Here is a 22,586-nt window from a genome sequence, read left to right on the forward strand (position 1 = left end):
GACCAGGAATTCCGGCTTCACGGCAAGCGCCCGGGCGATGCCGACACGCTGGCGCTGACCGCCGGAGAATTGATGCGGATAGCGCTTCTTGTAGCTGGGGTCGAGGCCCACGCGCAGCAGCATTTCATCGACATAGCCCGACAGCTCCGCCCGGCTGACCATGCCATGCACGCGCGGCGCCTCACCGACGATCTCCTCCACCCGCAGGCGCGGATTCAGCGAGCTCATCGGATCCTGGAAGATCATCTGCACTTTGAGCTGAACGTCCTTCGCCTCCGCCGCGTTCAAGGTCGACACTTCCCTGCCGCGATAGAACAGCGCGCCGTCGCTCGCCTCATGGATGCCGGCGACGACGCGGCCCAGGGTGGATTTACCGCAGCCGGATTCGCCGACCAGCCCCACCACTTCGCCCTTGAAGATCGTCAGATTGACCGTGTCGACCGCATGCACGACTTCCTCGCGCAGGTTGCCGCCCAGGCGGTTCACCATCTTGGCGGCGAAATCCAAGCGCTTGGCGAAGCGCTTGGAGACGTCTTTCAGCTCGATGATCGGCGCGGCGTCGGTCATGCCGCATCCTCCAGATGAGGGTGGAAGCAACGGGCGAAGCGGCCCGGCAGATGTTCGGCCGTTTCCGGCGTCGTGCGGCAGATGTCGCTGGCCCGGGCGCAGCGCGGGCGGAACGGGCAGCCGGCCGGCAGGTCGATTGGCGTCGGCGCCATGCCGGGAATCTGCGTCAGCGGCTGGCCCCGCGGATTGCGCGACGGGACGGAGCCGATCAGCCCCTTGGTGTAGGGATGGATCGGCGCATCGATCAGCCGGCCGACCGGCCCGCGTTCCACGATGCGGCCGGCATACATGACGCACAGCTCATCGGCCAGCCCAGCCACCACGGACAGATCGTGGGTCACCCAGATCAGCCCCATATGCTGCTCGGCCACCAGTTTCTGCATCTGGTAGAGAATCTGCGCCTGGATGGTCACGTCCAGCGCCGTGGTCGGCTCGTCGGCGATCACCAGCTTCGGATTCACCGCCAGCGCGAGCGCGATCACCACGCGCTGGCGCATGCCGCCGGAAAACTGGTGCGGATAGGCCATCAGCCGTTCGTCGGGCGACGGAATGCCGACCTGCCCCAGCGCATCGCGCGAACGCTGGCGCGCGGTTTCCCGGTCCACCTTCTCATGCGCCTGGATAGTCTCGATCATCTGCGTGTCGATGCGCAGAACCGGGTTCAGCGTCATCATCGGATCCTGGAAGATCATCGCGATGCGCCGGCCGCGAATCTTGCGCATTTCCTCGTCCGGCAGGCCGACGAGATCCCGGCCGTGAAACAGGATGCGCCCGCCGACGACGCGGCCCGGATGATCGACCAGCCCCATGATCGAGAAGCCGGAAACCGACTTGCCCGATCCGCTCTCGCCCACCAGCCCCATGATCTTGCCGCGCCCGACCTCGAAGGACACGTCGTCAACCGACTTGACCACCCCGGCCTTGGTGAAGAAATGGGTCTGGAGATTCTCGACCTTGAGCACCGCCTCGGTCATCGCTGCAACCTCGGATTCAGAATGTCGCGGAGCTGGTCGCCGACCAGATTGATGGCGATGATGGTGAGCAGCAGCGCCAGGCCCGGAAAGAAGCTGATCCAATAGCGGCCCGACAGCAGATAGTTGAAGCCGTTGGAGATCAGCAGGCCGAGCGAGGGTTCGGTCACCGGCAGGCCGATGCCGAGGAAGCTCAGCGTCGCCTCCAGCGCGATGGCGTTGGCCACCTGCACCGTGCCGATGACGATGACCGGCGGCAGGCAGTTCGGCAGCAGATGGCGAAAGATGATGCGCGGCGTCGACAGCGCCAGGGAGCGCGCCGATTCGATATATTCCTTGCGCCGCTCAACCAGCGCCGCACCGCGCGAGGCGCGGGCGTAATAGGCCCATTGGACGACGATCAGCGCCAGGATCACCTTGTCCACGCCGCGCCCCAGGATCGCCAGCAGGATCAGCGCCACCAGGATCGCCGGGAAGCTGAGCTGAAGATCGACCAGACGCATGATCAGCGTTTCGACCCGGCCGCCGAAATAGGCGGCGCTCAAGCCCATCGAGGTGCCGATCAGCAGCGCGAAGAAACCGCTGAGCACGCCGACGATCAGGCTGATCCGCAGGCCATACAGAATGCCGCTGAGCATGTCGCGGCCCTGGCCATCCGTGCCCAGCACGTAGATCATGCCGGTATAGCTCTCGGCCCCCGGCGGCAGCTTCGAATCCATGATGTCGATCTGTGTCAGATCGTAGGGATTCTGCGGCGCCAGCAGCGGCGCGAACAGGGCCGCCAGGATGATCAATACAAGACCGACCAGGCCGACGACCGCCAGCTTGCTTTCGAAGAAAGCGCTGAGCAGGCGGCGCCAGGGCGAAATCGCCTTCTTGGCCGGCGCCGGCGCGGCGGCGAGGGGTTCAGTCTGGCTCGCGCTCATGATTTCATATCCGCAAGACGGACGCGGGGATCGAGCACCGAATAGAGGATGTCGACGATGAGATTGATGGTGATGAACATCAGCACGATCACGATCAGGTAGGCGACGATCACCGGCCGGTCGAGCACGAAGATTGAATCGATGATCAGCTTGCCGATGCCCGGCCAGGCGAAGATCGTCTCCGTCACCACCGCGAAGGCGATGACCGAGCCCAGCTCCAGGCCGATCACGGTGACCAGCGGAATCAGGATGTTCTTGAACACGTGCACGAAGATCACCCGGCGCGAGGACAGCCCCTTGGCGCGGGCGAACTTCACATAGTCGAGCAGCAGCGTCTCGCGCACCCCGGCGCGGGTCAGGCGGATCACCAGCGACATTTTGAACAGCGCCAGGTTCAGCGCCGGCAACAGCAGATGCTGCCAGCCCTCGGCGGTGAACAGCGATGAGTTGATGCCGAGGAAATTGGCGGTCGGACCGCGCCCGCCGGCCGGCAGCCATTGCAAGAAGACCGAGAACACCATGATCAGCATCAGCCCCTGCCAGAAATTCGGCAGGCTGAAACCGAAGATGGAGCCGGCCATGATCGAGCGCCCGGCCACGCTGTCGGGCCGCAGGCCGGCCCACAGGCCGAGCGGAATGCCGATGACGATCGACAGCAGCATCGCCGCGAAGGCCAGCTCCAGCGTCGCCGGCAGGCGCGAGAAGACCAGCGTCAGGGCCGGTTCGTTGAAGACGAAGGATTTACCCAGATCGCCCTGCACCAGCTTGCTCAGGAACACCAGATATTGCTGCCAGAGCGGCAGGTCGAGCCCGAGCGCCCGGACGGCGCGGTCATACTCCGCCTGCGTGGCGTCGGGAGAGATCAGGATGTCGATCGGATTGCCGATGGCGTAGACCCCGGCGAATACGATGATTGTCATGACGCAGAGCAGAACCAGGCTCTGCATCAGCCGTCGCAGGATGAATACGCTCATGGCCCCGGCTGCTCCCGTGTCGGCCTTACGAAAAGGTCATAAGGAATAAAAAGCACGCGCCGCAATGCGCGTCGGCAAGCAGAGGGGGAGGCGGCGTCACGCCGCCTCCCCCCCGTTGACGTCGGCTATTACTTGATCGTGACGTCCATGGCCTGCGTGGCCTGGTCGGAACGGCCGGTATATTCGAAGCCCTTCCGCGTCGCCCAGGTCGACACTTCGTAATGCAGCGGGATCAGCCCGACATCGGCCATCGCGATCTCGGTGGCCTTCTGCAGCAGCTTCTCGCGCTTGGCGTCGTCGACCGTGACCAGCGCCTGGGCGAGGGTCTTGTCGAATTCCGGGTTGGAATAGCGACCGCGGTTGGACGGCCCCATGCCCTTCTCCTTGTCGTAGGTCGCCAGCAGCGACTTCAGCGGCGAGGAGGCTTCACCCGTACCGGAACCCCAGCCAACCAGGAGCAGGCTGAATTCCAGCTTCGAGGCCCGGCCGAAGAAGGTGGAGCGCGGCATCGTGTCGACCGCCGTGTCGATGCCGACGCGGCTCAGCATCTGGGCCACCGCCTGGACGATCTGCGCATCGTTGATGTAGCGGTCGTTCGGGCCGTGGATGGTCAGCTTGAAGCCGTCCGGATAACCGGCCTCGGCCAGCAGCTTCTTGGCCGCTTCCGGATCGTATTTCGGCACCTCGATGTTCGGGCTGACGCCGAAGAACCCCTTCGGCAGCAACTGGCCGGCGGGGATCGCCACGCCTTCCATCACCCGGTCGACGATGGCCTTGCGGTTGATCGCCATGGAGATGGCCTTGCGGACGCGAACATCCTTGAAGGGATTCTTGATCTCCTTGCCGTCCTTGGCCGTCACATGCGGCGTGACCTCGCGGTCGCTGTCGATGTGCAGGTAGATGATGCGGTTCGACACCGCGTCGGACAGGGAGACGGCCGAGTTCTTCTTCAACTGGGCGATGTCGGCAGTCGGCACGCCGTCGATCAGGTCGACGTCGCCGGACAGCAGCGCGGCGACGCGCGCGGCCGGGTTGGTGATCGGCCGGAAGGTGACCTTCTCGAATTTCGGCTTGTCGCCCCAGTAATTCTTGTTGGCCTCCAGCACGATGGACTGGCCCGGCGTGAAGCTGACCAGCTTGTATGGACCGGCGCCGATGGCGGCCTTGCCACTGTTATAATCGGCGGTGCTGGCGCCCTCGCCGTACTTGCGGCTGACGATGGCGATACCGCTGAGATCGTTCGGCAGCAGCGGATACGGGCCGTCCGTGACGAAATGCACGGTCAGCGGGTCGACGACCTTCACGTCCTTGATCGCCGCCGTATAGATGGCGAAGCTGGACGGGCTGTCCGGAACATTGCCGGCGCGCTTGATGGTGAACACCACATCGTCCGCCGTGAAGGGCGAACCGTCATGGAATTTCACGCCTTCGCGCAGCTTGAATTCCCAGACATCGTCCGCGACCGGCTTCCAGGACGTCGCCAGACCCGGCAGCAGTTCCTGCACCGGCCCCTGCTCGACCAGATTGCCGAAAATATGCGTCGCCAGCGCGTTGTTCGGCGAGAGATTGTGATAATGCGGATCGACCGAGGTCGGTTCGGTGGACAGACCCACCCGCAGTTCGGCGGCGGAAACCGGCGCCGACAGAAGCGATACCGCCGCGAACACGCCGGCTACCGCGTACATCAAAGGCCGCATTGGACCCTCCTGTTGTTCTACCCTGACTTGCCTCCTGCCGTTCGCCAGCGCGATCTCTTCTATGCAATCGAAGCTGATGACAGCACTATTGCAATGCGATAGCTTTGTAGCGAACGACGATGATCGTGTGACAATAGCTACCGATTGTCAACGCGACTGGCAACATGCCATGCGAACCGAAGCACCCGGAAGGGCAAAAAAATGCGGGCGAGGAAAGCGGTGGAAGACTCGATGGCGGAACAGGGCGCGCAGCGGCAGGATCCGCTGTTCGTGAACTCACTCGGGAAGGGCCTCTCGGTGCTGCAGGCCTTCGGCAGCGACTGGGATGCGCTGGGGCTGCGCGAAATCGCCCAGCGCACCGGTCTCAACACCAGCGCCGCGCAGCGTTTCACCCACACGCTCACTCAGCTCGGCTATCTGCGTAAGGACGAACGCACGCGGCGCTACCGGCTGGGGCCGCGCATGCTGAATTTCGCCTATTCCTACCTGCGCGCGAACCCGCTGTACGATGTCGCCATCCCGATCGTCATTTCGGTGCGCGACGAATGGCAGGAAACCGTGAACGTCTCCGTGCTGGACGACACCGACGCGGTGGTGGCGATCCGCATGCCGAGCCAGCGGCGCATCAACTCCAACACCGCCATCGGCCGGCGCATGCCGGCCTATTGCGTGTCCACCGGCCGCGCCGTGCTGGCCTGGCTGTCGCCGGAAGAGCGCAAGGCCGTGCTAGACCGCACCAACTTCGTGCGCCTGACGCCGCGCACCAATATCGACCGCGCCTCGCTGGAAGCCTGCCTCGACCAGGTGCGTATCGACGGCTTCGCCATGGTGGAGGAAGAGGCCGATCTGGGCGAGATGGCGGTCGCAGCCCCGATCTTCGATGGCGAGCGCAAGCCCATCGCGGCCCTCGGCATCACCACCTCGACAGCCTATTGGAGCATGGAGGACGCGCGCGAGAAGCTGGCCCCAATCGTCATGCAGGCCGCCACCGCCATCAGCCGCTCCCTGCAAGGCTGGCACGCCTTCTAGGCTGGGGCGCGCCGGCCGGTTGACAATCGCGGGCGACCCTCTCACGATCATCGAAATCCGCGACACGCATATTGCATATCGATAGATCGAGAGTTTCAGCATGGCCGAAGCCGACCGTATTCCGCCGATCAGCCTGGAGATGATCCGCACGCTGATCGGCATGCCGACCGTGAGCCGCGACAGCAATCTGGAGCTGATCGCCTATATCCAGGAGTATCTGTCCGGCTACGGCGTCGATTCGATTCTGGTGCATGACGAGACTGGCAAGAAGGCCAATCTGTACGCCACCATCGGGCCGAAGGACAAAGGCGGCATCTGCCTGTCCGGCCATACCGACGTGGTGCCGGTGACCGGCCAGCCCTGGGACACCGACCCGTTCGAGGTGGTGGAGAAGGATGGCAGGCTGTATGGCCGCGGCACGTCGGACATGAAGAGCTTCATCGCCATCGCGCTGGCCTTCGTGCCGGAATTCCTGGCCAAGCCGCTCAAGACGCCGATCCATTTCGCCTTCTCCTATGACGAGGAGGTCGGCTGCATCGGCGTGCGCCGCCTGCTCGACATTCTGGAGAAGCAGCCGGTGAGGCCGGCGGCCTGTATCGTCGGCGAGCCGACCTCGATGAAGCCGGTGGTGGCGCACAAGGGCAAGCTGAGCACCCGCTGCCATGTGCATGGGCTGGAGTGTCACTCCTCGCTGGCCCCCACCGGCGTGAACGCGGTGGAGTTCGCCGCGGAGATCGTGACCTATCTGCGCGGCATGGCGAAGCGCAAGCGCGACCAAGGCCCGTTCGATCCCGGTTTCGATCCGCCGCACACCACGGTGCATACCGGCGTGATGCATGGCGGCACGGCGCTGAACATCGTGCCGAAGGATTGCTATTTCGACTTCGAGTTCCGCCATCTGCCCGAGGATGTGCCCGAGGAGCTGCTGGGCGAGGTGCGCGACTTCGTTGAGAGCAAGCTGCTGCCGGAAATGCAGGCCATCGACCCGGCCACCGGCGTGCGCTTCGAGCCGATCTCGCAGATTCCCGGCCTGGACATGAAGGATGACGATCCGCTGACCCAGCTGGTGATGGCGCTCAGCGGCGCCAATTCCACCGGCAAGGTCGCCTTCGGCACCGAGGCCGGGCTGTTCCAGCAGACCGGCATACCGACCATCGTGTGCGGGCCTGGGGACATCGCCCAGGCGCATAAGCCGAACGAGTTTATCGCCCTGTCGGAAGTAGCCAAGGGCGAGACCTTCATGCGCCGGCTGCTGGACCGGGTGCGGGCCTAAAAGAGGGCTATTCCAGCCCCATCAGATTGCGGGCAAAGGCGTTGGCATCGAAGGGGCGCAGATCGTCCGCCCCCTCGCCAACGCCGACCGCATGGACCGGCAGGCCGAACGCATCGGCCAGGGCCACCACCACGCCGCCGCGCGCCGTGCCGTCCAGCTTGGTCATCACCAGGCCGGTCACATTCACCATGCTGCGGAAGGTCTCGACCTGGGCATGCGCGTTCTGGCCGGTCGTGGCGTCCAGCACCAGGACGGTGGAATGCGGGGCCGCCGGGTCCATCTTGGCGATCACGCGGATCACCTTCTTCAACTCGTCCATCAGCGCGGCCTTGTTGTGCAGCCGGCCGGCAGTGTCGATCAGCAGCACGTCAGCCCCATCCGCCTTGGCCTGTTTCAACGCATCGAAGGCGAGCGAGGCGGCGTCGCAATTCTCCGGCCCGGCAATGACCGGGCAGCCGGTGCGCTCGCCCCAGATCTTAAGCTGCTCGACGGCGGCGGCGCGAAAGGTGTCGCCGGCCGCCAGCACGACCTTCTTCTTCTGATCGCGGAACTGTTTGGCCAGCTTGCCGATGGTCGTGGTCTTGCCGGTGCCGTTTACCCCGACCACCAGCACGACATGCGGCTTCAGCGCCGGGTCGATGGCCAGCGGCAAGGCAACGGGGGTGAGGATTTCGGCGATATCGTCGGCGAAGGCCTGGCGCACCTCCTCCGACGTCACTTCCTTGTCGAAGCGTTCGCGGGCCAGATTGGCGGTCAGCTTGGCTGCCGTCTTCACGCCGAGATCGGCCTGGATCAGCAGGTCTTCCAGCTCCTCCAGCGTGGCGTCATCCAGCTTGCGCTTGGTGAACAGCCCGATAATGCCGCCGCCCAGTTTTGCCGAGGTGCGGGCCAGCCCCTGCCTTAGACGCGCCAGCCAGCCGGGCTTGCGGGCGTCGTCCTGCGCCGCGCCGGTCTGCTCGATCTCATCGCTCATGCTGCTGTCCGGATATCCACGGTCTGGCCGGTGAGCTGGTCCGCCCCGGCGCCGGTAATGCGCGCACGCAGAATCGTGCCGGGTGCGACATCGGTATCGAGCAGAACCGGCGCGAAATGCTCGGTCCGGCCCATACCGGGCTTCTCCATCAGCACCGCGGCCTCGGTGCCGATGCGCGAAGCCAGGAAAGCCGCCTGCCGCGCCTCGCCCGCCGCGCGCAGACGGGCCGCGCGCTCCTTGCGCACTTCAACCGGCACCTGCGGCATGCGCGCCGCCGGCGTGCCGGGGCGTTCGCTGTACGGGAACACGTGCAGATAGGTGAGATCGCACTCTTCGACGCTGCGCAGCGTGTTCTTGAACATATCGTCGGTCTCGGTCGGGAAGCCGGCGATCAGGTCGGCACCGAATACCATGTCGGGGCGGAGATCCTTCACCTTCTCCACGAAGGCGATGGCATCGCTGCGCAGGTGGCGGCGCTTCATGCGCTTCAGCACCATGTCGTCGCCGGCCTGCAGGCTGATATGCAGATGCGGCAGCAGGCGCGGCTCCTCGGCGATCAGCCGGAACAGATCATCGTCGATCTCCACCGGATCGAGCGAGGACAGGCGCAGGCGCGGCAGCTCCGGCACATTCGCCAGCAGCCGGCGGATCATCTGGCCCAGCGTCGGCCTGCCCGGTAGGTCGGGGCCGTAGCTGGTGATGTCGACGCCGGTCAGCACCACCTCGTTATAGCCATTGCGCACCAGCTCACGCACCTGTTCCACGACACGGCCGATGGGGACGGAGCGGCTGTTGCCGCGGCCGAAGGGGATGATGCAGAAGGTGCAGCGATGGTCACAGCCCTGCTGCACCTGGACGAAGGCGCGGGCGCGGTCCTCGAAGCCGGCGATCATGTGTGCGGCGGTCTCGCGCACGCTCATGATGTCGTTCACCCGCACTCGGGCATCGTCATCCAGCCCGTAGCTCGCGGCCTGAAGCTTCTCCTCATTGCCGAGGATGCGGTCCACCTCCGGCATGGCGGCGAACTGCTCCGGCTTCACCTGGGCGGCGCAGCCGGTGACGATGATCTTTGCGTCCGGGTTGTTGCGGCGCAGCCTGCGGATGGTCTGGCGCGCCTGGCGCTCGGCCTCGGCGGTGACGGCGCAGGTATTCACGATCACCGTGTCGGTCAACCCGGCCTGGGCCGCCAGATCCTTCATCACCTCGGATTCGTAGGAGTTGAGGCGGCAGCCGAAGGTGACGATCTCAACGCCCATCACGCGGCCCCGATGACAGCGGGTTCCAGCTCGCCCCGGTAGGAGATGGCAACCGGCCCGGTCATCAGCACCCGGCCCGCTTCCGTCCATTCGATGGTCAGCGTGCCGCCATCGAGGATCACATCGGCCTTGCGCTCGCTGAGGCCGCGCCGGACGGCGGCGATCAGGCTGGCGCAGGCGCCGGTGCCGCAGGCCCGGGTGATGCCCACGCCGCGCTCCCACACCCGCATGCGCATCTTCGTGGGCGACAGAATCTGCACCGCCTCGACATTGATGCGCTGCGGGAACAGCGGGTCATGCTCGATGCGCGGGCCGATCTCGGCCATCGGGATCGCCTCGGCATCGTCGACGAAATAGACGGCGTGCGGATTGCCGACATTCACGCAGGTAGCCTCCAGCAGCGGCGCAACACCGGCGGCCACCTTCAGCGTGTCCATCTCGCGGGCCAGCGGAATCTCGTTCCAGCCGAGGCGTGCCTCGCCCATATCGACGGTCACGGTGCCGTCCGCGTTCACATTGGTCAGCAGCGTGCCGACCACCGTTTCGATGGACAAAGCCGGCTTGTGCGCCTCGGCCGACAGCCAGGAGGCGACGCAGCGCGTGGCGTTGCCGCAGGCCTCCACCTCGCCGCCATCGGCGTTCAGGATGCGCATGAAGGCGTCGGCCCCATTCTTCGGCGGCTCGATCACGATCATCTGATCGAACCCCACGCCGGTGCGCCGGTCGGCGATGGCGCGAATCTGCGCCTCGCTAAGCGCGATCGGCGCGGCGCGACCGTCAAGCACGACAAAGTCGTTGCCCAGCCCGTGCATCTTTATGAAAGGCAGCGTCTGCATGATGCGCGTTATATGGCGATGTGGGGGCAAGAGTCCATGAATCTGCGACATCGCAGCCCTGCGATGCGGAATTCAGCGGAGCATAATGGCGGCTTGCGCGTTTATCTCCACATCACCCTCAGGGAGCCTCGCCATGCCCTATATTTTGCTCTGGCTGATCGGTATTCCAATCCCGCTGATCATCATACTTTGGCTGGTGTTCAGCTGATGAATCCGCTTTTGCCTTGTCTTTCCGCCATATCAGCACTATGTCTGCGGGGTCATTCTGCTCTGGACTGCCGGCTTGCTACGCCCCTTCGGGTGTCCAGTTCGCGCTCTCCCTGGACACAGTTTGATGTATCGCGCATCCGCGTGACGCAAAACCGATAAACGAAGGAGGCATCCATGCCGATCGGTACCGTGAAATGGTTCAATTCCACCAAGGGCTACGGCTTCATCCAGCCGGAAAATGGCGGCGCGGACATTTTCGTCCACATCTCCGCCGTTGAGCGCGCTGGCATGCGCGGCCTCGATGAAGGTCAGAAGATCTCCTACGAGGAACAGCGCGACCCGAAGCGCGGCAAGAGCTCTGCGGAAAACCTGAAGATCGTCTGACCCCACAAGGTCTGCACAGTCTCGGAAGGGGCATCGGGAAACCGATGCCCTTTTCTGCTTTTGATCGCGGGAGAACCGTCATGGCCTTCAAGCCGAATTATAACCAGCAGCGTGTCGAACGGGAACGCGCCAAGGAAAAGAAGAAGCAGGAGAAGCTGCTGCGCAAGGAAGAGGAAGCCGCTCGCCGCAAGGGCACCGGCGAAGATGAGGCCGAAGCCGGCGACGACGCCCCGGCCGCTTCCGACGAGTCTCAAGACCGACCGTAGGCCCCGCCTTTCTGGGTATACCCCTTGGGGCGCGCCCCCTGGGGCACGCCCTGCATGGCCCACACAACCGACCGGCTTACCTGCCGCACCCCTGTTCCAGTGGAGATCATTTTGGGCCGCCAGAAGAAACAACCCACCACCGCCAGCTTCGTGCTGTTCGACGTGCTGTATGAGGACGGCTCCCGCTCCTCCAACCGCAAGGTTCCCGGCGAAATGCTCGACGGGCTGGACGGCGACGACCCCGCCCGCACCTTCATCATGAGCCAGGACCAGAAGATCGCCGAAATGTCCGGCCAGCCCCGCGGCCCGATCAAGAGCCTGACCCGGTCGGCGAAGCAGTAGGATGTCGCCGCGGCAGGGTTCTGAAGCGCTGTAATGCTGGCGTGATTGACTCTCCCGCGCAATTCCCCTAGTTTCCGTGCCATTCACGGCAACCCTGCCGCCCATAGGAGCCCTCTACCCCTGTTGGGGGCACCGTCCGTCCGCGAGTTTCGCGCACGGGCGCATTTTTGTTTGGGCGGGTCGGCGGCGGTGGAACGGCATTCATCCGATCCAACGACAGTGGGATTAAGCCCTTGTTCGACGGTCTGACTGGCAAGCTCGGCGACGTATTCGAGCGGTTGAAGCGGCGCGGCGCTCTGTCCGAGAGCGACGTCCAGGCGGCCATGCGCGAAGTGCGCGTGGCGCTGCTGGAGGCCGATGTCGCGCTGCCGGTGGTGAAGGATTTCATCGCCCAGGCGACCGAGAGGGCCATCGGCAAGGAAGTGCTGCGCTCGGTCACGCCGGGCCAGATGGTCGTGAAGATCGTGCACGACACGCTGGTCGAGATGCTGGGCTCCGAGCCCGAGCCGGTGGACCTGAACGCCCCCGCCCCGGTGCCGATCCTGATGGTCGGCCTGCAAGGCTCGGGCAAGACCACCACCACCGGCAAGCTGGCGCGCCGCCTCACCCAGCGCGACAAAAAGAAAGTGCTGATGGCCTCGCTGGACGTCTACCGTCCCGCGGCGCAGGAACAGCTGCGCATCCTGGGCGAGCAGACCGGCGTGGCCACCCTGCCCGTCGTGAAGGGCGAGCAGCCGGTTTCCATCGCCAAGCGCGCCATGACGGTCGGCCGCCTGCAGGGCTATGACGTGGTCATGCTGGACACCGCCGGCCGGCTGCATATCGACGAAGCGCTGATGGCCGAGGTGGCGGCGATCCGCGAGACGGTCGACCCGCACGAAGTGCTGCTGGTGGTCGACGCCATGACCGGCCAGGACGCCGTCAACGTCGCCCGGACCTTCAAGGAGCGCGTCGGCGTCACCGGCATCGTCATGACCCGCGTCGACGGCGATGCGCGCGGCGGTGCGGCACTGTCGATGCGCGGCGTCACCGGCTGTCCGATCAAGCTGATGGGCGTCGGCGAGAAGATGGACGCGCTGGAGGATTTCCACCCCCAGCGCATCGCCGGCCGCATCCTGGGCATGGGCGACGTGGTCTCGCTGGTCGAGAAGGCCGCCGAGACCATCGACAAGGACGAGGCCGAGAAGCTCGCCCGCAAGATGTCGAAGGGCGATTTCGACCTGGACGACATGGCCTCCCAGTTGCGCCAATTGCGCAAGATGGGCGGCATGGGCGGATTGATGGGCCTGCTGCCCGGCATCGGCAAGATGCAGAAGCAGATGGCTGGGGCCAACATCGACGAGAAGATGCTGGTCCGCCAGGAAGCCATCATCACCTCGATGACCAAGAAAGAACGCAAGGACATCAAGCTGCTGAACGCCTCGCGCCGCAAGCGCATCGCGGCGGGCAGCGGCACCAGCGTCCAGGATGTGAACCGGCTGCTGAAGCAGTATCAGGATATGAGCCGGGTCATGAAGCAGATGGGCAAGAAGGGCATGCTGAAAGGCCTGATGGGCGGCCTCGGCGGGATGGGCGGCGGCGGCATGCCGCAAATGCCCCCCGGTGGACTTGGCGGCGGGCTTGGCGGCCTTGGTGGCGGCGGAAGCGGTCTTCCCGGCCTGCCCAAGCTGCCCGGCGGCAAGCTTCCCCCCGGCTTTGGCCGGCGCTGAATTCAACCGACAACCAGAACACGCTTAACTCTAAGGATAACAAGACTATGGCATTGAAGATTCGTCTGGCCCGCGGCGGCGCGAAGAAGCGCCCGTTCTATCGCATCGTGGTGGCGCAGAGCACCTCGCCGCGCGACGGCGCGTTCATCGAGCGCATCGGCTCCTATAATCCGATGGTCGATCATGGCCATCCGGACCGTCTGCGGATCGACGCGGAGCGCGCCCAGCATTGGATTTCCGTCGGCGCGGTGCCGACCGACCGCGTCGCGCGCTTCCTGTCGACCGTTGGCCTGGTCGACGCCCCGGCGCAGCCGGAACAGACCAAGAAGAGCCAGCCCCGCGCCAAGGCGCAGGAGCGCTTGAAGGAACAGGCCGCCCTGGCCGAGAAGGCCGCCGCCGAAAAGGCCGCTGCTGAAGCCGCCGCCGCCGAGGCTGCCGCTGCCGCCGCTGCCACCCCGGCTGAGGAAGCCCCGGCCGAGGAGGCTCCCGCCGCGGAGGCCCCGGCGGAAGACGCGCCGGCCGAGACCGAGAAGCAGGGCGCTTAAGGCGACAGTGCCCCGTGGTCGCCCGCCTTCTCCGCTCCCGAGCCGCCTGGTCATGGCAAGCCCGCGAAAGCGCCAATCGTCGCCAGCAGATGCTGTGCGCGACACAACAGGCGACGCTGAAGGAGGAGGCGAACTCCTCCTCGGCATCGTCGTCGGCGCCCAGGGGATCCGTGGCCAGCTTCGCATCCGCAGCTTCACCGGCGAGCCGGACGCCCTCTTCGGCTACGGCCCTCTCCTCGGAAGACGCCGCGACGGAGAAGAAGGACGCCGCCTGACCCTGCGCCGGACCGGCCAGGCGAAGGATGTCGTGCTGGCGGCGGTCGACGGTATAGCCGACCGCACCACGGCCGAGGGCCTGAAGGGCTTGCGCCTCTATATAGAGCGCAGCGCCCTGCCGGCCTTGGAGGAGGATGAGTATTATCATGCCGACCTGCTGGGCCTTGCGGTCGAGCTGGTCGGCGGCGGGCGGCTCGGCACCGTGAAGGCGGTGCATGATTTCGGGGCCGGCGACATGCTGGAAATCGCCGACGCGGCGGGGCGGACCAAATTCGTCCCCTTCACCCGCAAGGCGGTGCCGGTGGTCGATTTGCCGGCCGGGCGGCTGGTCGCCGATCCGCCGGAAGGCATCCTGGACGATGGGCGGCAAGGTCCCGGCGACCAGGAGGGCGGGGACGAGGACGAACCGGACTACCGCGTGTCCGACACGCGGGACGGAACGGAATGAGCTGGCGGGCAACCGTGCTGACGCTGTTCCCGGAGATGTTTCCGGGACCGCTCGGCGCGTCGCTTCCGGGCAAGGCGCTGGAAAAGGGCGTCTGGCTGCTGGAAACGCTGGACATTCGCGGTTTTGCGCGTAATAAACACCGCTCCGTCGACGATACCCCGTTCGGCGGCGGCGCCGGCATGGTGATGCGGCCGGATGTCGTCGATGCGGCGATCGAGGCGGTCAGCGACCGTCCGGGACCTGTGATCTATCTGTCGCCGCGTGGCCGGCGACTGGACCAGGAACTGGCGCGCGAGCTGGCGGGCGGACCCGGCGTGACGCTGCTGTGCGGGCGTTACGAAGGGGTCGACCAGCGGGTGATCGACTCGCGAAATATCGTCGAGGTCAGCCTTGGCGATTTCGTGTTGTCGGGCGGCGAGCCGGCGGCGATGGCGCTGATCGATGCCTGCGTCAGGCTTTTGCCCGGCGCGATGGGATCGGAAGAGAGCCTGAGCGAAGAGAGTTTCGAGCGGGGATTGCTGGAATATCCCCACTACACGCGGCCGCAGGCCTGGATCGACCATGGCGGGGTCGAACGCGTGGTGCCGGAGGTGCTGACCTCGGGTCATCACGAAAAGGTGCGGCGATGGCGCCTGGCCGAGGCGGAGCGGATAACGGCCGAACGCAGGCCCGACCTCTGGTCGGCCTATGAGGAAGACAGGAATTCGGCGTCGAAAGACGTCAGGTAACGGCGCCGCAAGGCAAGTTTGGTAAGGAAGAGAACGATGAACATCATCGAGCAGCTTGAGCAGGAGCAGATCGCCAAGGTCACGGCGGATCACGCTATTCCGGAATTCGCCCCGGGCGACACGCTGCGCGTCAACGTGAAGGTGGTCGAAGGTACGCGCGAGCGCGTCCAGGCGTTCGAGGGCGTGTGCATCGCCCGCCGCAATGCCGGCGTGAACTCCTCCTTCACCGTCCGCAAGATTTCCTACGGCGAAGGCGTGGAGCGCGTGTTTCCGCTCTACTCGCCGCGCCTGGCCTCGATCGAGGTGGTGCGCCGTGGCGACGTTCGCCGCGCCAAGCTGTACTACCTGCGTGGCCTGACCGGCAAGGCTGCCCGCATCCGCGAGAAGCAGACCTTCCGGCCGACCGCCACCGCGCCTGCCGAAGCGGCAGCCAGCGAGTAAGGATACGGTTCTATCGGGCGCGGGCGGGGATTTCCCGCCCGTTCTCGCATAGCAGACCGGATTGCATGCTGCTTGGTGCGCCCGCACCGGCGGGTCTAAGCTAAGCGGCCAAGCGCCGGGGACAACCCGGCCGTAAACCCGTAGACCAGCCAGTGAGTGAGGGGACCGCCAGCCGTGACCGCAACATCCAAGCCACGCACCCTGTTCGATAAGATTTGGCAGAATCATCTCGTCGACGTCCAGGACGACGGCACCTGCCTGATTTATATCGACCGGCATCTGGTGCATGAAGTCACCAGCCCGCAGGCCTTCGAGGGTCTGCGCACCTCCGGCCGCCAGGTTCGCCGCCCGGAATACACGCTGGCCGTCGCCGACCATAACGTGCCCACCAGCGACCGTTCCAAGGGCATCGCCGACGAGGAAAGCCGCATCCAGGTCGAGACGCTGGAATCCAACGTTAAGGCGTTCGGCGTCCCCTATTTCGGCATGACCGACGCCCGCCAGGGCATCGTCCACATCATCGGGCCGGAGCAGGGCTTCACCCTGCCGGGCATGACCATTGTGTGCGGCGACAGCCATACCGCGACGCATGGCGCGTTCGGCTCGCTCGCCTTCGGCATCGGCACCTCGGAAGTCGAGCATGTGCTGGCCACCCAGACGCTGGTGCAGGCCCCGGCCAAGAACATGCGCGTGACCGTGAAGGGCGATCTGCCGTTCGGCGTCACCTCCAAGGATCTGGTGCTGGCCATCATCGGCAAGATCGGCACCGCCGGCGGCACCGGCTATGTGATCGAGTATGCGGGCGAGGCGATCCGCAAGCTCTCCATGGAAGCCCGGATGACGATCTGCAACATGTCGATCGAGGCAGGCGCGCGCGCCGGCCTGATCGCCCCGGACGAGATCACCTACGGCTATATCAAGGGCAAGCCGATGGCGCCGAAGGGCGCCGCCTGGGAACAGGCGGTCGCCTTCTGGAAGACCCTGCCGTCCGACGCGGGCGCGGTCTATGACAAGGAGGTCGAGCTGGACGCCGGCGACCTTGTGCCGACCGTCACCTGGGGCACCAGCCCGGAGGACGTGGCCCCGGTCACCGGCACCGTGCCGAGCCCGGACAGCGCGCCGAACCCCGGCAAGCGCGAGGCCATCGAACGCTCGCTCGCCTATATGGATTTGACGCCGGGCATGAAGATTTCCGACGTCAAGGTCGATACCGTTTTCATCGGCTCCTGCACCAACGGCCGCATCGAGGATATCCGAGCGGTGGCCGAGGTGGCCAAGGGCCGCAAGGTGGCCGCCAATATCCGCGCCATGGTGGTTCCCGGCTCCGGCCTGGTGAAGCAGCAGGCCGAGGATGAGGGGCTGGACGTGATCCTGAAGGAGGCCGGCTTCGACTGGCGCGAGCCGGGCTGCTCCATGTGCCTGGCGATGAACGCCGACAAGCTGGCCCCCGGCGAGCGCTGCGCCTCCACCTCGAACCGTAATTTCGAGGGCCGCCAGGGTCGCGGCGGGCGCACCCATCTGATGAGCCCGGCCATGGCCGCGGCGGCGGCCATCACCGGCCGTATCGCCGACGTCCGCGAGCTGATGCGCTAACCGACCGGCGGGAGAAAAGAAAATGGACAAGTTCACCACGCTCACCGGCATCGCCGCCCCCCTGCCGATGGTCAATATCGACACCGATATGATCATCCCGAAGCAGTATCTGAAGACGATCAAGCGCACCGGCCTCGGCCAGTTCCTGTTCGACGAGATGCGCCGCGATTCGACCGGCAAGGAAAACCCGGACTTCGTGCTGAACAAGGAGCCCTACACCAAGGCCGAGATCCTGGTGGCGGGCGACAATTTCGGCTGCGGTTCCTCGCGCGAACATGCGCCCTGGGCGCTGAAGGATTTCGGCATCCGCGCCGTCATCGCCCCCAGCTTCGCCGACATCTTCTACAATAACTGCTTCAAGAACGGCCTGCTGCCGATCAAGCTGCCGGAGGAGATCGTCGAACAGCTGATGGAAGATGCAAAGCTGGGCGCCAATGCCCGCATCACCATCGACCTGGAGAAGCAGGAGATCACCCGCCCGAGCGGCGAGACGATCGCCTTCGAGGTCGACAGCTTCCGCAAGCACTGCCTGATCAACGGCCTGGACGATATCGGCCTGACCCTGCAGAAGGACACCAAGATCGCCGGCTACGAAGAGAAGCTGAAGCTCTCCCAGCCCTGGCTCGCCGCCTGAACAAGGAAAGAAGAATGGCTTCCAATAAGAAACTGCTGGTCCTGCCCGGCGACGGCATCGGGCCGGAGGTGATGCGCCAGGTCCGCCGCGTGGTGGATTGGATGGATAAGCGCCGCCACGTCTCCTTCGATCTGCAGGAAGGCCTGTGCGGCGGTGCGGCCATCGACGCGCACGGCACCCCGCTGACCGACGAGACCATGGCCGACGCGCTGCAGGTGGACGCCGTGCTGTTCGGCTCCGTCGGCGGCCCGAAATGGGACGATCTGCCGTTCGAGCAGAAGCCGGAGCGCGGCCTGCTGCGCTTGCGCAAGGAGATGGACCTGTTCGCCAATCTGCGCCCGGCGATGGTGTTCCCGGCGATGGCCGACGCCTCGTCCCTCAAGCGCGAGCTGGTCGAGGGGCTGGACATCATGATCCTGCGCGAGCTGACAGGCGGCGTCTATTTCGGCGAGCCGCGCGGCGTCGAGACGCTGGCCGACGGCACCAAGCGGGCCGTCGACACCCAGGTCTACACCACGCCGGAGATCGAGCGTGTCGCGCGCGTCGCCTTCGAGCTGGCGCGCAAGCGCGGCGGCAAGGTGCATTCGGTCGAGAAGGCCAACGTCATGCACACCGGCGTGCTGTGGCGCCAGACCGTGACCAAGCTGCACGAGGCCGAGGGCCAGGGCATTGAGCTGCATCACATGTATGCCGACAATTGCGCCATGCAGCTGGTGCGCTATCCGAAACAGTTCGACGTGATCGTCACCGACAATCTGTTCGGCGATATGCTGTCCGACTGCGCGGCGATGCTGACCGGCTCGCTCGGCATGCTGCCGTCGGCCTCGCTGGGCGCGGAAGACCCGACCACCGGCCGCCGCATGGCGCTGTACGAGCCGGTGCACGGCTCCGCCCCGGACATCGCCGGCAAGGATATCGCCAACCCGCTGGCCGAGCTGCTCAGCTTCGCCATGCTGCTGCGCTATTCCTTCGACATGCAGGAAGATGCCGACATGGTGGAAACGGCGATCACCAACGTGCTGAACGCCGGCTTCCGCACCGCCGATATCTACGCGCCCGGCACCGCCAAGGTCTCCACCACCGTGATGGGCGACACGCTGCTGCGCGAACTGGACAAGCTGGCCGCCTGAGCCGGTTCGGCCCTGCCGAGACTAAGAGGGCGGCTCCGCGAGGAGCCGCCCTTTTTCATGCGCCGGGACAGAATGCATGGCGTTACAGAACGCGCGGTCAAGTGCCCACTGGGCAAAGCGGCAAGACTTCCTCCTGTCATCAGAGGGAGGACACGCGATGTCACTTGAAGAATTCGGCGGTTTTGTACAGACCCTGCAACAGGACGAGGCGCTGAAACAGCGCTTTCAGGCAATGATCGGCAGCCTGCCGGAAGGCACTGACGCGGCCCCGCATGTCATCGCCTTCGCCAAGGCTGAGGGTCACGCCATCGGTAGTGCCGATATCGATGCCTTCAATACCCTGCTCCTCCAGGCCAAAAACGGGGAGCTGGACGACACGACGCTCGATACGGTGAATGGCGGCATCTTTGGGCTGGGGCTGAATCTGGGCCTCGGCGCCCTGAGTCTGCCTGGCGCGGTGTATGGCAGCATCTCGAACACCCAGAATGGCTTCGACCCGTCGAAACGCGAATTCTGGCTGGGCTTCTGACGCACGCAGGATTCAACTATTCCGCTGGCTGGACAGTTACACGGCGTACCGCGTCAGGTTCCTGTTCCATGACGTGCAGCAGGGTACGGGCGGCTCCGGTCGGCTGTACGCTGCCCTTGAGCGTAGCGTATAGCCTCCTGCATCAATGGGTTAGCTTTCAATCCGCCGTCCGCGCCCAGGCGACCAGCTTGCGCAGAAAGACCTCGCCGGCCTCGACCTGCGACAGGGCGATGAACTCGTTCGGCTGGTGGGCCTGAACGATGGAGCCGGGGCCGCACATGATGGTCGACATGCCGGCATCCTGGAACAGCCCGCCCTCGGTGGCGAAGGCGACGACGCCGGTCTGGTTGATGCCGGTCAGGTGCTTCAGCAGCGCCTCGGCGGCGCCATCGGTTTCGGGGCGCAGCGGCGGCACGCCGGCATTCAGACTGACGCTCGCCCCGGCCTGCGGGTGCTGCGCCTTCAGCGCCGCGTCGAGCGCCGCCACCTCGCGATAGAGCGCTGCCTCCAGGGCCGCGGCATCATCTTCCGGGATGACGCGGATCTCGACCGAGAAATCGCAATCCTGGGCGATGATGTTGCCCGCCGTGCCGCCATCGATGCGGCCGATATTGTAGGTGCTGTAGGGCGGCTCGAAATCCTGCGCACTGAGGCGCTGCTTCGCCTCCTCCTGCATGCGCTTGACCGCCTCGATCAACGTCGAGGCGGCGAAGATGGCGTTCACGCCGTTCTGCGGCATGCTGGAATGGCCGGCCACGCCGCGCACCTTCACCCGGTAGTCCGACACGCCCTTATGGCCAGTGATCAGCCGCATCTCCGTCGGTTCGCCGATGATGACGGCGCGCGGCAGCGGCAGATTGGCGACGATGTCGGCGAGCAGGTGCTTCACGCCGAAGCAGCCCACCTCCTCGTCATAGGACAGGGCGAAGTGGATCGGCACCTTGAGGTCGGCCTTCACCATCTCCGGCACCAGGGCCAGGCCAATGGCGATGAAGCTCTTCATGTCCGACGTGCCGCGGCCATACAGCCTGCCATCCTTCTCCACCACCTCGAACGGGTCGGTGTCCCAGGGCTGGCCGGTCACCGGCACCACGTCGGTATGGCCGGACAGCACCACGCCGCCCTTGTCCTTCGGGCCGATGGTGGCGAACAGATTGGCCTTGCCGTGCGCCTCGTCATAGGTCAGCCGGCTCTCGACGCCATGGCTGGCGAGGTAGGCTTTCACATCCTCGATCAGCGCCAGATTCGACAGGGCGGAGGTGGTGTCATAGCCGACAAGCCGGCGGATCATCTCAAGCGAGGTCACGCATATTCTCCGGAATTAGCCGCGCCAGAAGGAAGGCGCGAGCAGGATAAGGACGGTGAACAATTCCAGCCGGCCCATCAGCATGGCAAGCGATAAAGCCCATTTGGCCGCGTCTGGCAGGGGTGCGAAATTGCCTGCCGGGCCGATAATGTCGCCCAGCCCCGGCCCGACATTGCTGATCGCCGTTGCCGCGCCTGAAACCGCCGTCACGAAATCCAGCCCCAGCGCGCCCAGCACCATCGCCAGCACCAGGAAGCACAGCATATAGACCACCAAAAAACCCATGACGGCGTTCGACACCTCCTCGGGCACCGGCTTCTTGTTGTAGTACGGAATGAAGACGCCGTGCGGCCGCAGCAGGCGGCCCATCTGGGCGCGCGCGGTGGCGTAGGCGATCTGCACGCGGAAAATCTTGATGCCGCAGGTGGTGGAGCCGGCGCAGCCGCCGATGAACATCAGCACCAGCATCTGCGCCATGGCGAAACCGCCCCACTGCCCGAAATCGGTGGTGGCGAAGCCGGTGCCGGTCATCACCGACACGCAGTTGAAGAAACCATGCCGCAGGGCGTCCAGCGGATGCTCGTTCAGCGTGAAAACCTGCCAGATCGCCGCCGCCATGCTGGCCAGCACGGCGATCCACAGGAACCAGCGTATCTGGCTGTCATGCAGCAGCATTCGGGAATCGCCGCGCAGCATCTTCAGATAAGCGATGAAGGGCAGGCTGCCCAGCAGCATGCCGATGGTGACGATCCAGTCGATCGTCGGATTGTCGAAATGCCCGACCGAGGCGTCCTTGGTCGAATAGCCGCCGGTGGCGATGGTGGTCATTGCATGGGCGACGGCGTCGAAGCCGCTCATGCCGGCGAAATACAGCGCCAGCGCGCAAAGCAGGGTGATGCCGACATAGATGACGCTGAGCCAACCGGCAAAGCGCGCGGCGCGCGGCAGCACCTTCTCCGGCGTGTCGAAGGCTTCGGTCTTGAACAGCTGCATGCCGCCGACCGAGAGCATCGGCAACAGCCCCATCGCCATCACCACGATGCCGATGCCGCCCAGCCATTGCAGCAGCGCACGCCACAGCAGCAGGCCCGGCGGCGCATGGTCCAGCCCGACAATGACGGTGGAGCCGGTGGTGGTCACCCCCGACATCGCCTCGAAGAAGGCATCGGTATAGCTGAGCTTCAGGTCGGAGAAGGCGAAGGGCAGCGCGCCGAACACCGCCACCACCGTCCAGATCAGCGTGGTCAGCAGGAAGGCCTGGCGCAGATTGAGCGCGGTGGTGCGCTTGCCCTGGGTGGTGAGCATGATGGAGACGCCGCAGAACAGCGTCACCAGCGCCGACGCGCCGAAAATCTGCCAATCCGCATAGCCGGCGATGAGGTCGACCAGCGCCGGCACCGCCATCGCCGCCGCGAGGATGGTGAGCATGATGCCGACGATGTAGAAGACGGGGCTAAGGGCGAACAAGCTATACCTGGAGGGGCTGGGAATGCATCGCCCGATCAAAGGCGAAACGCCGCCCCATGTCCAGCGGCGCGGTTCG

At 65.3% G+C, this 22,586-nt stretch carries 24 protein-coding genes; 14 read left to right on the forward strand and 10 right to left on the reverse strand.

What is annotated here, in order from left to right:
- The 5 genes from AUP43_RS10490 to AUP43_RS10510 all read right to left on the reverse strand — a co-directional run.
- On the reverse strand, nt 1-567 hold a 567-nt coding region (locus AUP43_RS10490; RefSeq protein ID WP_157089314.1), incomplete at its 3' end, for an ATP-binding cassette domain-containing protein.
- Nucleotides 564-1,541 (reverse strand): ABC transporter ATP-binding protein, encoded by a 978-nt coding sequence (locus tag AUP43_RS10495; RefSeq protein WP_067556350.1) that lies wholly within the window; start codon nt 1,539-1,541, stop codon nt 564-566. The genes AUP43_RS10490 and AUP43_RS10495, both read right to left, overlap by 4 nt.
- On the reverse strand, nt 1,538-2,464 hold the full coding sequence (locus tag AUP43_RS10500; protein ID WP_067556353.1) for an ABC transporter permease: 927 nt from the start codon (nt 2,462-2,464) through the stop codon (nt 1,538-1,540). Before AUP43_RS10500 ends, AUP43_RS10495 begins: the two co-directional genes overlap by 4 nt.
- Nucleotides 2,461-3,438: an ABC transporter permease gene (locus tag AUP43_RS10505; protein WP_067556360.1), complete on the reverse strand. Its 978-nt coding sequence runs from the start codon at nt 3,436-3,438 to the stop codon at nt 2,461-2,463. The genes AUP43_RS10500 and AUP43_RS10505 overlap by 4 nt, the downstream gene beginning before the upstream one ends.
- A gap of 128 nt (nt 3,439-3,566) precedes the next feature.
- Nucleotides 3,567-5,135 (reverse strand): ABC transporter substrate-binding protein, encoded by a 1,569-nt coding sequence (locus tag AUP43_RS10510; protein ID WP_067556363.1) that lies wholly within the window; start codon nt 5,133-5,135, stop codon nt 3,567-3,569.
- 201 nt (nt 5,136-5,336) lie between these two features.
- Here AUP43_RS10510 and AUP43_RS10515 point away from each other — a divergent pair, with 201 nt between their 5' ends.
- Nucleotides 5,337-6,164, forward strand: a complete 828-nt coding sequence (locus AUP43_RS10515; RefSeq protein WP_084462721.1) for an IclR family transcriptional regulator — start codon at nt 5,337-5,339, stop codon at nt 6,162-6,164.
- Nucleotides 6,165-6,264: 100 nt separating this feature from the next.
- Entirely contained in the window at nt 6,265-7,437 is a 1,173-nt protein-coding gene (gene argE, locus AUP43_RS10520) for an acetylornithine deacetylase (protein ID WP_067556369.1), read from the forward strand.
- A gap of 7 nt (nt 7,438-7,444) precedes the next feature.
- Here argE (AUP43_RS10520) and ftsY read toward each other — a convergent pair whose 3' ends face one another.
- The 3 genes from ftsY to dapF are packed head-to-tail and all read right to left on the reverse strand — an operon-like array spanning nt 7,445 to nt 10,502.
- Nucleotides 7,445-8,410 (reverse strand): signal recognition particle-docking protein FtsY, encoded by a 966-nt coding sequence (ftsY, locus tag AUP43_RS10525; protein WP_067556372.1) that lies wholly within the window; start codon nt 8,408-8,410, stop codon nt 7,445-7,447.
- Nucleotides 8,407-9,666 carry a tRNA (N(6)-L-threonylcarbamoyladenosine(37)-C(2))-methylthiotransferase MtaB gene (mtaB, locus tag AUP43_RS10530; RefSeq protein ID WP_067556375.1) on the reverse strand — a complete coding sequence of 420 codons (1,260 nt, stop codon included), beginning with the start codon at nt 9,664-9,666 and terminating at the stop codon, nt 8,407-8,409. Before mtaB ends, ftsY begins: the two co-directional genes overlap by 4 nt.
- Nucleotides 9,666-10,502 carry a diaminopimelate epimerase gene (gene dapF / locus AUP43_RS10535; protein ID WP_067556378.1) on the reverse strand — a complete coding sequence of 279 codons (837 nt, stop codon included), beginning with the start codon at nt 10,500-10,502 and terminating at the stop codon, nt 9,666-9,668. Before dapF ends, mtaB begins: the two co-directional genes overlap by 1 nt.
- Before the next feature lie 384 nt (nt 10,503-10,886).
- Between dapF and AUP43_RS10540 the strand changes: the two genes are divergently transcribed.
- The 12 genes from AUP43_RS10540 to AUP43_RS10595 all read left to right on the forward strand — a co-directional run bounded on the left by AUP43_RS10540 (nt 10,887) and on the right by AUP43_RS10595 (nt 19,737).
- The gene (locus AUP43_RS10540) at nt 10,887-11,096 is read left to right on the forward strand and encodes a cold-shock protein (protein ID WP_067556381.1); all 210 of its coding nucleotides are present in this window, start codon (nt 10,887-10,889) and stop codon (nt 11,094-11,096) included.
- An 80-nt stretch (nt 11,097-11,176) separates the two neighbouring features.
- Nucleotides 11,177-11,362 carry a hypothetical protein gene (locus tag AUP43_RS10545; RefSeq protein ID WP_067556384.1) on the forward strand — a complete coding sequence of 62 codons (186 nt, stop codon included), beginning with the start codon at nt 11,177-11,179 and terminating at the stop codon, nt 11,360-11,362.
- Nucleotides 11,363-11,416: 54 nt separating this feature from the next.
- A complete protein-coding gene (locus tag AUP43_RS10550; protein WP_232315039.1) occupies nt 11,417-11,704 on the forward strand; it encodes a hypothetical protein in 288 nt (95 codons plus the stop codon).
- 233 nt (nt 11,705-11,937) lie between these two features.
- Complete coding sequence (ffh, locus tag AUP43_RS10555; RefSeq protein ID WP_067556390.1) at nt 11,938-13,413, forward strand: signal recognition particle protein; 1,476 nt, start codon at nt 11,938-11,940, stop codon at nt 13,411-13,413.
- Between the two features lie 47 nt (nt 13,414-13,460).
- The gene (rpsP, locus tag AUP43_RS10560) at nt 13,461-13,958 is read left to right on the forward strand and encodes a 30S ribosomal protein S16 (RefSeq protein WP_067556393.1); all 498 of its coding nucleotides are present in this window, start codon (nt 13,461-13,463) and stop codon (nt 13,956-13,958) included.
- Between the two features lie 94 nt (nt 13,959-14,052).
- Nucleotides 14,053-14,682, forward strand: coding sequence for a ribosome maturation factor RimM (rimM, locus tag AUP43_RS10565; protein WP_067556396.1), 630 nt, complete (start codon nt 14,053-14,055; stop codon nt 14,680-14,682).
- Nucleotides 14,679-15,410, forward strand: a complete 732-nt coding sequence (gene trmD, locus AUP43_RS10570) for a tRNA (guanosine(37)-N1)-methyltransferase TrmD (protein WP_067556399.1) — start codon at nt 14,679-14,681, stop codon at nt 15,408-15,410. Before rimM ends, trmD begins: the two co-directional genes overlap by 4 nt.
- A gap of 36 nt (nt 15,411-15,446) precedes the next feature.
- Nucleotides 15,447-15,851, forward strand: a complete 405-nt coding sequence (rplS, locus tag AUP43_RS10575) for a 50S ribosomal protein L19 (RefSeq protein WP_067556402.1) — start codon at nt 15,447-15,449, stop codon at nt 15,849-15,851.
- A 174-nt stretch (nt 15,852-16,025) separates the two neighbouring features.
- A complete protein-coding gene (gene leuC, locus AUP43_RS10580; protein ID WP_067556404.1) occupies nt 16,026-17,444 on the forward strand; it encodes a 3-isopropylmalate dehydratase large subunit in 1,419 nt (472 codons plus the stop codon).
- Nucleotides 17,445-17,466: 22 nt separating this feature from the next.
- The gene (gene leuD / locus AUP43_RS10585; RefSeq protein WP_067556407.1) at nt 17,467-18,078 is read left to right on the forward strand and encodes a 3-isopropylmalate dehydratase small subunit; all 612 of its coding nucleotides are present in this window, start codon (nt 17,467-17,469) and stop codon (nt 18,076-18,078) included.
- Between the two features lie 14 nt (nt 18,079-18,092).
- A complete protein-coding gene (gene leuB, locus AUP43_RS10590) occupies nt 18,093-19,208 on the forward strand; it encodes a 3-isopropylmalate dehydrogenase (protein ID WP_067556410.1) in 1,116 nt (371 codons plus the stop codon).
- Between the two features lie 157 nt (nt 19,209-19,365).
- Entirely contained in the window at nt 19,366-19,737 is a 372-nt protein-coding gene (locus tag AUP43_RS10595; RefSeq protein ID WP_067556413.1) for a Nif11 family protein, read from the forward strand.
- 157 nt (nt 19,738-19,894) lie between these two features.
- Here the strand turns inward: AUP43_RS10595 and argE (AUP43_RS10600) are convergent, their stop codons facing one another.
- Both argE (AUP43_RS10600) and AUP43_RS10605 read right to left on the reverse strand, forming a co-directional pair.
- A complete protein-coding gene (gene argE / locus AUP43_RS10600) occupies nt 19,895-21,043 on the reverse strand; it encodes an acetylornithine deacetylase (protein ID WP_232315048.1) in 1,149 nt (382 codons plus the stop codon).
- Nucleotides 21,044-21,058: 15 nt separating this feature from the next.
- Nucleotides 21,059-22,510, reverse strand: coding sequence for a TrkH family potassium uptake protein (locus AUP43_RS10605; RefSeq protein WP_232315050.1), 1,452 nt, complete (start codon nt 22,508-22,510; stop codon nt 21,059-21,061).
- Between the last annotated feature and the right edge of the window lie 76 nt (nt 22,511-22,586).

It is taken from the genome of Oceanibaculum pacificum, assembly GCF_001618175.1.
Lineage (GTDB): Bacteria > Pseudomonadota > Alphaproteobacteria > Oceanibaculales > Oceanibaculaceae > Oceanibaculum > Oceanibaculum pacificum.

Excerpts from the sequence above, each read along its gene's own strand:
- mtaB (WP_067556375.1), bottom strand. The coding sequence starts at position 9,666 with ATGGGCGTTGAGATCGTCACCTTCGGCTGCCGCCTCAACTCCTACGAA.
- AUP43_RS10510 (WP_067556363.1), bottom strand. The coding sequence starts at position 5,135 with ATGCGGCCTTTGATGTACGCGGTAGCCGGCGTGTTCGCGGCGGTATCG.
- ftsY (WP_067556372.1), bottom strand. The coding sequence starts at position 8,410 with ATGAGCGATGAGATCGAGCAGACCGGCGCGGCGCAGGACGACGCCCGC.
- AUP43_RS10540 (WP_067556381.1), top strand. The coding sequence starts at position 10,887 with ATGCCGATCGGTACCGTGAAATGGTTCAATTCCACCAAGGGCTACGGC.
- AUP43_RS10550 (WP_232315039.1), top strand. The coding sequence starts at position 11,417 with ATGGCCCACACAACCGACCGGCTTACCTGCCGCACCCCTGTTCCAGTG.
- rpsP (WP_067556393.1), top strand. The coding sequence starts at position 13,461 with ATGGCATTGAAGATTCGTCTGGCCCGCGGCGGCGCGAAGAAGCGCCCG.
- argE (WP_067556369.1), top strand. The coding sequence starts at position 6,265 with ATGGCCGAAGCCGACCGTATTCCGCCGATCAGCCTGGAGATGATCCGC.
- dapF (WP_067556378.1), bottom strand. The coding sequence starts at position 10,502 with ATGCAGACGCTGCCTTTCATAAAGATGCACGGGCTGGGCAACGACTTT.
- AUP43_RS10515 (WP_084462721.1), top strand. The coding sequence starts at position 5,337 with ATGCGGGCGAGGAAAGCGGTGGAAGACTCGATGGCGGAACAGGGCGCG.
- rplS (WP_067556402.1), top strand. The coding sequence starts at position 15,447 with ATGAACATCATCGAGCAGCTTGAGCAGGAGCAGATCGCCAAGGTCACG.
- AUP43_RS10500 (WP_067556353.1), bottom strand. The coding sequence starts at position 2,464 with ATGAGCGCGAGCCAGACTGAACCCCTCGCCGCCGCGCCGGCGCCGGCC.
- AUP43_RS10505 (WP_067556360.1), bottom strand. The coding sequence starts at position 3,438 with ATGAGCGTATTCATCCTGCGACGGCTGATGCAGAGCCTGGTTCTGCTC.
- AUP43_RS10545 (WP_067556384.1), top strand. The coding sequence starts at position 11,177 with ATGGCCTTCAAGCCGAATTATAACCAGCAGCGTGTCGAACGGGAACGC.
- trmD (WP_067556399.1), top strand. The coding sequence starts at position 14,679 with ATGAGCTGGCGGGCAACCGTGCTGACGCTGTTCCCGGAGATGTTTCCG.
- AUP43_RS10495 (WP_067556350.1), bottom strand. The coding sequence starts at position 1,541 with ATGACCGAGGCGGTGCTCAAGGTCGAGAATCTCCAGACCCATTTCTTC.
- AUP43_RS10595 (WP_067556413.1), top strand. The coding sequence starts at position 19,366 with ATGTCACTTGAAGAATTCGGCGGTTTTGTACAGACCCTGCAACAGGAC.
- leuB (WP_067556410.1), top strand. The coding sequence starts at position 18,093 with ATGGCTTCCAATAAGAAACTGCTGGTCCTGCCCGGCGACGGCATCGGG.
- leuD (WP_067556407.1), top strand. The coding sequence starts at position 17,467 with ATGGACAAGTTCACCACGCTCACCGGCATCGCCGCCCCCCTGCCGATG.